This window comes from Pseudomonas sp. JL27(2026), assembly GCF_056933555.1.
Genome location: NZ_CM167794.1, coordinates 5051489 through 5063849, shown reverse-complemented (window position 1 = coordinate 5063849; position 12361 = coordinate 5051489). Strand labels below are relative to the sequence as shown.

Sequence of the window (12361 nt, the reverse complement as noted above, 5' to 3'; positions counted from 1 at the left end):
TTGGCTGAGCAACGCATCGGCCAGAACACGGAAGTCACCTTGCACTTTGCATTGCGCCTGGAGAACGGCGACACCGTGGACAGTACTTTCGATAAAGCCCCGGCGACCTTCAAGGTCGGCGACGGCAACCTGTTGCCAGGTTTCGAAGCGGCGCTGTTCGGTTTCAAGGCTGGCGACAAGCGCACCCTGGCAATCGCGCCCGAAAACGCCTTTGGCCAGCCCAACCCGCAAAACGTGCAGATCATCCCGCGTTCGCAGTTCCAGGACATGGAACTGTCCGAAGGCTTGCTGGTGATCTTCAACGATGCGGCGAATACCGAGCTGCCCGGTGTGGTGAAAGCGTTCGATGACGCCCAGGTGACCATCGACTTCAACCACCCGCTGGCCGGCAAGACATTGACCTTTGACGTCGAGATCATCAACGTCAAAGCGCTGTAACTGACCGAGCACGGTCAAAATGTGGGAGCGGGCTTGCTCGCGAAAGCGTCATCACATTCAACTTTAATGTCGATTGACACACTGCTTTCGCGAGCAAGCCCGCTCCCACATTGGATTTCACCGTTTTCGAGTCCATTGTTCGAATGACAGGTGGCAATACTATTTCTTGCGCGCAAGACACGAGGCACAGCATGCACATCAAACTCGCCAACCCCCGTGGCTTCTGCGCCGGTGTGGACCGGGCGATCGAAATCGTCAACCGCGCCCTGGAAGTTTTCGGGCCGCCGATCTATGTGCGCCACGAAGTGGTCCACAACAAATTCGTCGTTGAAGACCTGCGCGCACGCGGGGCGATCTTCGTTGAAGAGCTGGATCAGGTACCCGACGACGTCATCGTGATTTTCAGTGCCCACGGCGTTTCCCAGGCTGTGCGTACCGAAGCGGCCGGCCGTGGCCTGAAAGTGTTCGATGCCACCTGCCCATTGGTGACCAAGGTGCACATCGAAGTGGCCCGCTACAGCCGCGACGGTCGTGAGTGCATCCTGATCGGCCATGCCGGCCACCCGGAAGTCGAAGGCACCATGGGCCAGTACGACGCCAGTAATGGCGGCGCGATCTACCTGGTCGAAGACGAAAAGGACGTCGCCGCGTTGCAAGTACACAACCCGGAAAAACTGGCGTTTGTGACTCAGACCACCTTGTCGATGGACGACACCAGCCGCGTGATCGATGCCCTGCGCACACGTTTCCCGGCCATTGGCGGCCCGCGCAAGGACGACATCTGCTACGCCACCCAAAACCGCCAGGATGCGGTCAAGCAACTGGCTGATGAATGTGACGTGGTGCTGGTAGTCGGCAGCCCGAACAGCTCCAACTCCAATCGCCTGCGTGAACTGGCCGAACGGATGGCCACGCCCGCCTACCTGATCGACGGTGCCGAAGACATGCAGCGCAGTTGGTTCGAGGGTGTCGAGCGTATTGGCATCACCGCCGGGGCCTCGGCACCGGAAGTGCTGGTGCGTGGCGTTATCCAGCAATTACAGGCCTGGGGCGCTACCGGTGCCGATGAACTGGCTGGTCGTGAGGAGAACATCACGTTCTCCATGCCCAAAGAGCTACGCGTTCGCTCCCTGCTCTGATTCCTCTCCTCCCGCGCACAAGGCCTGCCCGGCCTTGTTGCTGCGCAGGCTGACCCGACCCGTGGGCGACAGCACCACCTGATGGTGGCTGACAGGTTCGCGTGCGGCACAAATGTGCAGCGTCCCGGCCTGGAACGCACCACTGGGCATCAATGGTTCCCCCAGGCTGCTGAAGCGCACAAATAGTTTGACCGGCCGATTACCGACGATCGGGATGTCTGCGCTGTCCTGATGCTCAAGCAGCAGCGGATTGCTGGCGTCCTCATGGCCTTTGCCATTGCGGTCCAGAATGATTCGCCAGCCTCGACTCCAATCCTCTTCCAGCGCGTGCATGACCACCACCTGATTGCGCAGGATGGCTTCGTTGCGGGCGTTGCGCATGCCGCTGGCAAGGTGTTGCGCCGCTGTTTCACGGCGCACCCCTTCGGCGTAATCGCTGAGTGCCGGCACGGCAAGTTGTAGAACGATCGCTGTGATTGCCAGTCCGATGAGCAGTTCTATCAGGCCAAACCCCTTTTGATGCATGACGGCTCCTTCCCTGGAGTGGCTGTGAGTTTGTGCAATAGGAGGCAAATCAACCCTGCGGCTATCGGTCGAATGTTCTAGCGTGTAGAGCTAGGTGTAGTCGTTGGCAGCGGAGGGCAGCGATGAAACATCGTTCAAAAGGTTTCACCCTGATCGAGTTGATGATTGCGGTGGCGGTGCTGGCAATCCTGATCACCCTGGCTGTGCCGGCGTTCACCGGGACTATCCAGCGGACCAAAGCCGATACCGAGATCAGCGACCTGCAACGCGGGATCAATTACGCACGCCTGGAGGCAATGGACCGGGGCATCACCACGCGGATCAGGCCCACGGCGGGCGGCAGCGTCTGGACTGGGGAGTTGTCGGTTTATGACAGCACCGGTACGCCGGCGAATGTATTGCGGGTTGTTCCGGCCATGAGCAGCGGCGCGACTCTGACGCTAACCTCTGGAGTGACCAACATTGATTTCAATAACCTGGGCGGGTTGGCGGCCCCGGCCACGGCGGTGGTGATCAGTTACGCACTGGGGGCGCAGAGCAGGACGCTCAGCGTGTGTCTGAACGGACGGATTGTCTTGGGTGGAAGTTGCGGATGATAGCAGGGAGCAAGCGTGCACAGGACGGCATGACGTTGATCGAGGTGTTGGTTGCGTTGCTGATTCTGGCGGTCGGTTTGCTGGGCGCGGCGGCGATTCAACTCAATGCCTTGAAATACACCGACAGTTCGCTGATGACCAGCCAAGCGAGTTTCATCGCCTACGACATGATGGACCGGATCCGCGCCAACTCGGCCGCCGATTACACCGTCACGCCGCCGACTTCGGGCAACTTGAACGTTGCGCGGGATCAGGACCTGTACGACTTCACCACCAACATCACCAGTTTCGGCGGTCCGACCGCTACCGGCAGCATCACTCTCAATCAGCGGGTGTACACCATCACCATCCAGTGGAACGACTCGCGGGCCACGGGTGTGTCCGGCAGCACCCGCAGCTTTGTACTGACCAGCCGTGCCACCGTCGACCCGGTGGCCTCGCCATGAACAAAAACTCCCGAGGCTTCGGCCTGATCGAACTGATGATTGCATTGGCCATCAGCCTGATCGTGGTGCTGGGCGTGGCGCAGATATTCATTTCGGCGAAAAACACCTACATCAATCAAGGGGCAGCGGCGGCCATGCAGGAGGACGCGCGTTTTGTCCTGAGCAAGATGATTCAGGAAATTCGCATGGTCGGCATGTTCGGTTGCCTGGCAACGATCACCGATGCCAGTTCGGCCGGTGACTTCAATGCCAGCCAGATCGCGCCGGTCAGTTGGGACAATACCGCGCTCAAACTGACCCTTGTTACGTCGGATGTCGGCGCTAACGGCGGGGCGCCTACCTGGACGGTGGTTTCCGATTGCCGAACCGGTGCCACCGCGTACACCGGTGTCCATGCTGCCGCTGCCGGGCAGTTGGCGTTCCCCATCAGGCGGTTGGTCTACACCTTCAGCGGTGGCCAGCTCCTGATGTCCACGGGCACCGGGACCACTTCGGCGGTACTGGTGAGCAATGTCAGTGCGTTCAACGTGACCTTTGGCATCGCCACCAGTGCCACCGATGTTGCCGCATCGAGTTACACCACCAACCCGAGTAACCCGGCGCTGATTCGCAGTGTGCGTTTGACACTGACCCTGACCGACCCCGGCAACCGCGTGCGTAATCAGACGTTTAACGTGGCTGCCGCTTTGCGCAACCGGCTGATGTAGGGAGATGCCCATGACCCTTTTTTCCGGCAAGGCCGATAACCAGCGTGGCATGGCGCTGCTCATGAGCCTGGTGTTTCTGCTGCTGCTGACGCTGATCGGTATTTCCTCGCTGCAGAACGCCACCCTCCAGGAAAAAATGGCCGGCGGTGTCACGATGCGCAACCAGACCTTTCAGAGTGCGGAAGTGGCACTGCGTATCGGTGAGAGTGCGGTGCAACTGGGCACCTACACCCTGGCGGTCTGTGCCAATACCACCCAGTGCGCGCCGCCCGCCGAATCTTCGGTGGTTACGGCTGCCGGGACCAACGCCACCTCGGGAGTGACCTGGATCGCTGCCGGCAGTGGCTTTTACGCGGTACAAAATATCGGCACCACACTGAATGCGGTCAATGTGCCCAGTAACACCTCGGCGACGCTGTATCGGGTCACGGCGGTGGGGTTTGCCGCCAATAACCTGAATGTGCGCAGCGTGCTGGAGAGTGTTTATGCCAAGTATTAAGGCTCGCCACAGCCGTGGATGGCATGGGTTGTCGAAACTGCTGTGTGGCGCCCTGTTGGGTCTGTATCTCACGGCACCGGCTTATGCCTTCACTCCTTCGGATTCGCCCCTGTTGAGCGCGGCGGCGGTGGCACCCAATGTCATGTTGCTGATTGACGATTCGGGGAGCATGAACAGCATCATTTATGCCACCGGGTTCGACCCGACGGTTTCACGAACCCCGGCCCGACAATGCAATTACTTTTTCTTCGGGTGCGTTAGCGGTTCCGACATCGTTGGTGATCCGATTTTTTTGTCCAGCCTGCCGACGTCCGGTTGTTCCAGCGGTTACTACGCGTTCTACAACAACAGCACGACGCCGTTGTGCCTCAAGCTCCCTGACCCGGTGGGCAACGGCAACACCCGTTACTACGACGACTACATCTCCTACCTGGTAAGCCTGGCCAATGGTAAGAACCGTGATTTTACCGACGGCTCGATACCCAACGACTACCGCATTAACGTGGCGCGCAACGTTTCCACTGCGTTGGTTACCAGTAACCGCTCACTGCGTATTGGTCTTGCGACCTTCAATCCGCCGGTCAACAACGACTCAGGGAATGGTGGATACATCGTCCGATCTGTCAGTGATCTGGTGCCGGTCAGCGGCAGCGTGACCCAGGCCCAGGCCGATGCGAACTACAACGCACTGACATCCGCCATCAATGGCTTAAGTGCGGTGACCAACACTCCGCTGGCGGAAACCTACTATGAGATCACTCGCTATTTTCGCGGCATGACGCCCTACTACAATTCGACGCCGAAAACCTATACCCGCCCGATCCAGTATCGCTGCCAGAAAAACTATGGTGTGGTAATCACAGACGGCTTGCCCACCTATGACCGAACGTTCCCTCCCAACGATCCCTTGGGCGGTAAAAACCTGCCCAACTGGGACGGAATCAACAATGACGGTAACAATCTCAAGGGAGATAACGAGGGCGACACTCTCTACCTGGATGACATCGCCAAGTTCGCTTTCGACATTGACATGCTCTCTAATGGTACTGATGCCGCAGGCAAAAGCTGGGACTCGACCGATTTTCCCAAGCAAAACATGAACACCTATACCGTAGGGTTCACCGCCGCCAATCAGATGTTGTCGGATGCGGCCAACTACGGGCAGGGCAAGTACTACCAGTCCAATGACAGCGCCAGCCTCAACACTGCGTTGTCCTCGGCCTTGAGCGACATCACCGCCAAGGCCGGCTCTGGTGGCAGTGGCGTGACCAGCAGCACCACACTGGCCAGCGGCTCCAGTTATTACCAGACCACCTACGACCCCAGGGACTGGCGCGGCACCATCAAGTCCTTTGGTTTCACCGCCAGCGGCGCCGTGGACACCGCGTCGGTGCTGTGGACCACCGACACGGCCATCGTGCCGGGGGCTGCGGCGCCGACCTATCAGTCCTGGAACACGACCACCAATGCGGCCGTGACCCTCGGTTACGGTAATTTTTCCAGCGCGCAACAGACCACCCTCAGTCAGAACCTGCCGGCCGGTATCACCGGCAGTGACCTGGTGGAGTGGAGCAAGGGCACCAATAAAACCGGCTTGAAAGTGCGAAGCGTACTGTTGGGCGACATCGTCAACTCCCCCTTGGCTCTGGCCTCACCCAGCGACAAAACGGCTTCGGACCTGACTGGCAGCACCAGTTACAGCACGTTCCTGACCGCCAAGGCCGCCAACATGAACACCAGCCTGGTGGTCAATGCCAATGACGGTTTTGTGAACGTCATCAACACCGTCAACGGCGCTCGCCGATACGGTTACATGCCCTCAAGCGTTCTACCGTCGCTGCATTTCATTGCCGACACGGGCTACATCAATGGCACCAGCCACAAGTTTCTCAATGACGGCCAGGTCGGTGTGTTTGATGCACAGCTCAGCAGCACGTGGAAAACCCTGGCCCTGGGCGGTGTAGGGGCCGGTGGCAAGACGTTTTACGCGGTGCAGTTGTTCGATGCGTCGGCGGGGAACGTGACCAACGCGTTGTGGGAAATCAGCGCGCCGACCACCGCCAACACGGCGAACGTCTTCAACGACCTGGGGTATGCCTATTCCCGCCCCGAGGTCGCGCGTTTGGCGGATGGGCGTTGGGCCGCCTTCATTTCCAACGGTTACGGGAGCAACTCGGGAGTGGCGGCGTTGTACGTGGTGGATATTCGTGACGGATCACTGATCAGGAAAATCGTGATCGACAGCACTGAAACCACCAATGGCTTGTCGTCGGTCAAGCTCAAGGTCGATTCGCAAAGTATTGTGCAGGCGGCCTATGGCGGTGATCTGAAAGGGCGGATGTGGAAGTTCGACCTGAGCAGTTCGAACGTCGCCAGTTGGGGCGTGGCATTTTCCGGCAAACCGCTGTTCACCACGCCAGGTGGCGCAACGCAGCCGATCACCGCGCAACCCTTGCTGGCGGACAACCCAGTCAGCGGCAAAGAGGTGTTTTTCGGTACCGGGAAGCTCAACGAGACGGCAGACAAGGTCAGTAAGGACTTGCAGGGTTTCTACGCGGTATGGGATGCAGATGGCGGTTCGGGGCAAATCACCGTGTCGACGCTGCAGGCCCAGTCCATCACTGGCGTATTTACGGGGAGTGCAGGAGGGCAGTTCATCACCACCTCCCAGAATAACGTCACGTATCCGGCGCAGAACGGCTGGTATTTACCGCTGGTGTACAACAACGTGCTGACCGGCGAGCGGGTCATCAACCAGGCAAGTCTGGTGCTCGGGCGGATCGTGTTTACCACCGCAGGCGTGGACACCTCGGACCCGTGCGCGAGTTTTGGCACCGGCAAACTGGTCGAACTCGATGCATTCAGCGGTAAGATGCTCAACTATGCGGTGCTCGACACCAATGGCGATGGCCTGGTCGACAGCACGGACAGCATATCCAGCGGGGTTATTTTCACCGGTGGCATTCCCACCCTGAACGCGATCGTCAATAGCGCGAGCCGCAAGATCGTGAATGATTCCAGTGGCGGCATCACCACGTTGGTGGAGAAATCCGGGGGTGGCAGCCGTCGCATCATGTGGCGACAAATCCAGTAAGCGAGAGTTGAGGCAATGCGTAGATCCAACCAAGGTTTTACCCTGATCGAAATCATGATCGTGGTGGCAATTCTAGGGATTCTCCTGACGATTTTTACCCCGATCCTCACCGAATACGTGAAACGCAGCCACCGCACGGAAATCGCCGGGTTGTTGTCGGATCAGGCGCAAAACCTGGAGCGGTTCTATTCAAAGAACAACGTCTACACCAACGCCACGGGTGTCAGCACCGGCAATGATTACTACACCCTCACCGCAACGATTACGGATCAAACCTTCCTGTTGACGGCCGTGCGCAAGGCCGGCACCACCATGGCTGGCGACAAGTGCGGGGATTTCACCCTCACCAACACGGGCGTGCGGGGCATGAACAACGCAACTACCGGGCTGACCACCAAGGATTGCTGGGGCCGCTGAGTTTTCTTTTTGGGGCGCGTTTTGCGCCCCCTGTCTTTTTAATGGTTGGATCAGAAAATGGTCAGGCAACAGCAAGTGGTGATTGTCGGTGGCGGAGTGATCGGCCTGCTGACGGCGTTCAATCTCGCGACGCAAGGGCTGGGCGTGACTCTGCTGGATCGCTCGAATGTCGGGCAGGAGTCGTCCTGGGCCGGTGGCGGTATTGTTTCGCCGCTGTACCCGTGGCGCTACAGCCCGGCGGTCACCGCATTGGCACATTGGTCTCAGGATTTTTATCCACAACTGGCCGAGCGTTTGTTCGCCGCGACAGGGGTCGATCCCGAGGTGCACACCACGGGGCTGTACTGGCTGGACCTGGATGACGAGGCCGATGCACTGGCCTGGGCCAAGCGGGAAAACCGGCCGCTGAGCGCCGTGGATATCTCGGCTGCCCACGATGCGGTGCCGGTGTTGGGCGCCGGGTTTTCACGGGCGATCTACATGGCGGATGTGGCCAATGTGCGTAACCCGCGGCTGGTGAAGTCCCTCAAGGCGGCATTGCTGGCGCTGCCCGACGTGACCATTCACGAGCAGTGCGAGGTCAGCTCGTTCATTCGTGAAGGTGAGGCCGTGGTGGGCGTGCAGACGTCGAAAGGCCCGATCCATGGCGATCAGGTGGTACTGACTGCGGGTGCCTGGAGCGGCGATTTGCTCAAGACCCTTGGCCTGGCGTTGCCGGTCGAGCCGGTCAAAGGCCAGATGATTCTCTACAAGTGCGCCTCGGACTTTCTCTCGAGCATGGTCCTGGCCAAGGGCCGTTACGCCATTCCCCGTCGCGATGGCCACATCCTGATCGGCAGCACGCTGGAGCACGAAGGCTTTGACAAAACCCCGACCGAATCGGCACTGGAAAGCCTCAAGGCTTCGGCGGTGGAGTTGATTCCGGCCCTGGCGGATGCCGAGGTGGTCGGGCATTGGGCGGGGCTGCGGCCGGGTTCGCCGGAAGGCATTCCCTACATTGGGGCGGTGCCGGGGTTTGAAGGGCTTTGGCTGAACTGTGGGCATTACCGGAATGGATTGGTATTGGCGCCGGCGTCGTGTCAGTTGTTTACGGATGTGATGCTGGGCCGGACGCCGATCATTGATCCGGCACCGTATGCGCCTGCTGGGCGGATCTGAAGCCCATAGGCCATGTGGCGATGTTTTTGTGGCAAGGGAGCAAGCACCCTTGCCACAGGGACCCTCATTCCAGGCCCAGTTTCTTGAGCCTGTAGCGCATCGACCGAAACGACAGGTTCAAGCGCTGAGCCGCCGCCGTGCGGTTCCAGCGGGTTTCTTCCAGGGCCTGAAGAATCAGTTTGCGCTCGATGTCTTCCAGGTAGTCCTCAAGGTTGTCGATTTGCGTCAGGTCCGGTGCGCCGGGCTCGGCGCTGCAATTGCCGTCCGCCAGGCGCAAGTCGCCAGCTTCGATCTGCTTGTTCTCGCACAGGGTGTGGGCTCGTTCGAGCATGTTCTCGAGTTCGCGCACATTGCCTGGGAAACGATAGTTTTTCAGGGCGTCCAGCGCTTGTGGGTGGAGGCGGGCGGGCGGCAAGCCGCTGTCTGCTGCCAGACGCTTGAGCACGTTGCCGGCCAGCAGCTCGATATCGTCTCGGCGTTCGCGCAAGGGCGGAACGCGTAGCTCGATGACATTCAGGCGGTAGTACAAATCCTGGCGAAAGCGTCCGGCGGCGACCTCGGCATCCAGGTCCTTGTGAGTTGCGCAAAGGATTCGCACGTCGACCACTGTTTCCTGTTGGCCACCCACGCTGCGCACGGCTTTTTCCTGGATCGCCCGCAGCAACTTGACTTGCATGGCCAGCGGCAGGTCGGCGACCTCGTCAAGGAACAGCGTGCCGCCGTGGGCCGCCTGGAACAATCCTGGTTTGTCCTCGATAGCGCCACTGAAACTGCCTTTTCGATGGCCAAAGAACTCGCTTTCCATCAACTCGGACGGAATTGCCCCACAGTTGACCGGTACAAAGGACTGGCTTGCACGCGGGCCTTGGTCGTGGATCAGCCGCGCCACCAGTTCCTTGCCGCTACCGGACTCGCCGCTGATGTACACCGGAGCCTGGCTGCGGGCGAGTTTGTCGACTTGCTGGCGCAGGCTGCGCATGGGTAACGAGTCGCCCAGCAGGCGTCGGTCGAGGGTGGTATTCGCCGCGCCGGTTGCCGGCAAGCGCAGGGCGCTGCCGACCAGTTCACGCAAACGCAGCAGGTCGACCGGTTTGGTCAGAAAGTCGAAGGCCCCGGCCTTGAGGGCATTGATCGCGACTTCGAGGCTGCCGTAGGCGGTAATCATCGCCACCGGCACCTGTGGATAACGTTGCTGGATGTGTTGCACCAGTTCCAGGCCGGTTCCATCCGGCAGGCGCATGTCGGTAAGGCACAGGTCAAACGCGTCCTGAGCCAGCAAACCGCGGGCCTCGTCGACATTGCGTGCGCTGAAGGTGTCGAGTTTCATCCGGCCCAGGGTGATTTCCAGGAGTTCGCGGATATCCGGTTCATCATCGACGATCAGGACTTTTTGCCGTGGGCTTGTCTTCAACTTTGTTTCCGTCCGTGAGCAAAGGTGATGCGAAAGCAGCCGCCGCCTTGGCGTGGAATGAAGTCTAGGCGGGCCTGGTTGCTTTCGCACAGCTCACGGGACAGATAGAGACCCAGGCCGGTGCCCTGGTTGCTGGTGGTGAAGAAGGGTTCGAACAGATGCGTGTGCTGCTCCGGCGCCACGCCGGGGCCGTCGTCCAGCACCTCCAGGGTCGGCAACTGGCTGTGCGGGTCGATGAACAGCGAGAGCCAGACCTGCGCCTGCGAGTGCAGCATGGCGCTGTGACGCCAGGCATTGCGCACCAGGTTGTCGAGAATCTGGGTCAGTTGGTCCGGGTCCATCAGGGTGATGAAGTGGCCTTCGGTGATCCGTACGTGGACAGGTTGCTGTTGCGGTCCGCTGGCCCGTATTTTGTGGACAAAGTCCTGTAACCAGGCCTTGAGGTCGAGCCGTTGCGGTTCGGTGGGCTGGCGTCTGGAGAGTTGCAGGACGTTTTCGATGACTCGATTCATGCGCTGGGAGTGGTCTTGGATAATCTGCGTCAGACGTCGGTCCCCGCTGGTCAGTTCCTCGGATTCGCGCAGCAACTGCGCCGCATGGCTGATCGCGCCCAGCGGATTGCGGATTTCGTGGGCGATACCGGCCGTCAGCCGCCCTAGTGCGGCCAGTTTGAGCTGCTGGGCCTGTTGCGCCACCTGAGCCTGATCTTCGAGGAACACCAGGGTCTGGTGCTGCAGGGGCTGGCCCAGCGCGATAAAGCTGGGTTGCAGCTCCAGGCCATTGCTGGCGATTTTCAGGCTTTGGGGGCGCAAGGTCGGGTTGTTGAGCCACAGCTGCAGGCGTTCGACCAGCGGCGGTGCGTGGGTGTCGATTAACTGGCCGCTCAGGTCATGCACGCCCAGCAGGCTCAGGGCGCTCTGATTGGCCAGTTGCACCCGACGCTGGTCATCCAGCACCAGAATGCCGGTGCGCATGCGTTGCAGGATCAGCGCATTGAGGGCTTCCAGGCCGATCACTTTGCTGGCCCGTTGTTCGGCCAGGGTTTCGCTGAGTTCCAGGCGCCGGGTCAATCCTTGCACCAGCAACGCCGCCGCGAAGCACAGGGCGCCGAGGGTGCCGGCCTGCAAGTAACTGCTGACGCCTGTCGAGTGGCTGAGGTTAAGGTAAAAGCTCAAAAACACGATGCCGATAGCCGCCACCGCCGCAATCAAGAGGCCAATGCGCCCGCGCAGCAGGGTGTTGCTGATGGCAACGGAGATGATCAACAGGTTACCGACGGCGCTGGCAGCTCCGCCAGCAGCGTAGAACAACACTGAAAGCAGCAGCACGTCGACCAGGGCCAGGCTGAAGATTTGCCCGTGACGGTGGGGGTTTTCGAGAAACACCACCAGCAGGATGTTCAGCACCAGGTAGAGCCAACTGGTGTTGCGCAGCAGTTCGTCATTGGCGAACTCCAGCAACTGGTTGTCCAGGTTGCTGGAGATCAGCAGCACCAGAACGATGCCGATGCTTAAACGGTAGAGATGATAGAGGCGCAGCAGACGCTGCGCCTGTTTGCCGTCGGGACTGATCGCCTCAGCGATCACGTGAGCCGGGGCCTTGCTCCAGATGTTTCTGGCTGCAATACCATTGTTGTTGAAGCATCAGCGCCCGGTCGCGGGGCACATGCACGCCACAATGGGCGCAGCGGACCATGGGCGCAGCGCTCTGCTCGCCGGGCGCAGGGTGGTTATTGGCAGGGCTCTTGAATTTGCGCCAGAGCCATACCGCGGCAGCAATCAGTGCGATCCAGAACAGTAAACGAAACATGGTGGCCAGCTTCTCGACTAATGATCCGGCAGTTTAGCCAAGGACCCGCACAGCGCACAGCGCAATAAAACGCGGCAATAAAAAAGGGAGACTCGAAAGTCTCCCTTTTGGGTGCTGCGCAG

Annotated in this window: 13 protein-coding genes; 9 read left to right on the top strand and 4 right to left on the bottom strand. The window is 60.0% G+C overall.

Annotated elements, in window-relative coordinates; genetic code table 11:
• Positions 1–438: an FKBP-type peptidyl-prolyl cis-trans isomerase gene (gene fkpB, locus AC1Z1G_RS23080; protein WP_483627974.1), complete on the top strand. Its 438-nt coding sequence runs from the start codon at positions 1–3 to the stop codon at positions 436–438.
• A 191-nt stretch (positions 439–629) separates the two neighbouring features.
• The gene (ispH, locus tag AC1Z1G_RS23075) at positions 630–1577 is read left to right on the top strand and encodes a 4-hydroxy-3-methylbut-2-enyl diphosphate reductase (protein WP_483622611.1); all 948 of its coding nucleotides are present in this window, start codon (positions 630–632) and stop codon (positions 1575–1577) included.
• On the opposite strand, the gene AC1Z1G_RS23070 is transcribed toward ispH, so the two are convergent.
• Complete coding sequence (locus AC1Z1G_RS23070) at positions 1554–2102, bottom strand: GspH/FimT family pseudopilin (RefSeq protein ID WP_483622610.1); 549 nt, start codon at positions 2100–2102, stop codon at positions 1554–1556. The genes ispH and AC1Z1G_RS23070 overlap by 24 nt on opposite strands.
• Positions 2103–2224: 122 nt before the next feature.
• On the opposite strand from AC1Z1G_RS23070, the gene AC1Z1G_RS23065 reads away from it, so the two are divergent.
• From AC1Z1G_RS23065 to thiO, 7 genes are read left to right on the top strand one after another with little or no spacing between them, the layout of a single operon-like run.
• Positions 2225–2698: a GspH/FimT family pseudopilin gene (locus tag AC1Z1G_RS23065; RefSeq protein WP_483622609.1), complete on the top strand. Its 474-nt coding sequence runs from the start codon at positions 2225–2227 to the stop codon at positions 2696–2698.
• Complete coding sequence (gene pilV, locus AC1Z1G_RS23060) at positions 2695–3144, top strand: type IV pilus modification protein PilV (RefSeq protein WP_483622608.1); 450 nt, start codon at positions 2695–2697, stop codon at positions 3142–3144. Before AC1Z1G_RS23065 ends, pilV begins: the two co-directional genes overlap by 4 nt.
• Complete coding sequence (locus AC1Z1G_RS23055) at positions 3141–3851, top strand: PilW family protein (RefSeq protein ID WP_483622607.1); 711 nt, start codon at positions 3141–3143, stop codon at positions 3849–3851. The genes pilV and AC1Z1G_RS23055 overlap by 4 nt, the downstream gene beginning before the upstream one ends.
• A 10-nt stretch (positions 3852–3861) precedes the next feature.
• Complete coding sequence (locus AC1Z1G_RS23050) at positions 3862–4350, top strand: pilus assembly PilX family protein (RefSeq protein WP_483622606.1); 489 nt, start codon at positions 3862–3864, stop codon at positions 4348–4350.
• Entirely contained in the window at positions 4337–7444 is a 3108-nt protein-coding gene (locus tag AC1Z1G_RS23045; RefSeq protein WP_483622605.1) for a pilus assembly protein, read from the top strand. The genes AC1Z1G_RS23050 and AC1Z1G_RS23045 overlap by 14 nt, the downstream gene beginning before the upstream one ends.
• 15 nt (positions 7445–7459) lie before the next feature.
• Complete coding sequence (locus AC1Z1G_RS23040) at positions 7460–7861, top strand: type IV pilin protein (RefSeq protein WP_347902090.1); 402 nt, start codon at positions 7460–7462, stop codon at positions 7859–7861.
• A gap of 57 nt (positions 7862–7918) precedes the next feature.
• The gene (gene thiO, locus AC1Z1G_RS23035) at positions 7919–9019 is read left to right on the top strand and encodes a glycine oxidase ThiO (RefSeq protein WP_483622604.1); all 1101 of its coding nucleotides are present in this window, start codon (positions 7919–7921) and stop codon (positions 9017–9019) included.
• 64 nt (positions 9020–9083) lie between these two features.
• Here thiO and AC1Z1G_RS23030 read toward each other — a convergent pair whose 3' ends face one another.
• Genes AC1Z1G_RS23030 through AC1Z1G_RS23020 form a run of 3 tightly spaced genes read right to left on the bottom strand, consistent with a single transcriptional unit; the run spans position 9084 to position 12239 of the window.
• Positions 9084–10430, bottom strand: coding sequence for a sigma-54-dependent transcriptional regulator (locus AC1Z1G_RS23030; protein WP_483622603.1), 1347 nt, complete (start codon positions 10428–10430; stop codon positions 9084–9086).
• Entirely contained in the window at positions 10427–12016 is a 1590-nt protein-coding gene (locus AC1Z1G_RS23025; RefSeq protein WP_483622602.1) for a sensor histidine kinase, read from the bottom strand. The genes AC1Z1G_RS23030 and AC1Z1G_RS23025 overlap by 4 nt, the downstream gene beginning before the upstream one ends.
• Positions 12006–12239, bottom strand: coding sequence for a PP0621 family protein (locus AC1Z1G_RS23020; RefSeq protein ID WP_483622601.1), 234 nt, complete (start codon positions 12237–12239; stop codon positions 12006–12008). The genes AC1Z1G_RS23025 and AC1Z1G_RS23020 overlap by 11 nt, the downstream gene beginning before the upstream one ends.
• Positions 12240–12361: the final 122 nt, after the last annotated feature.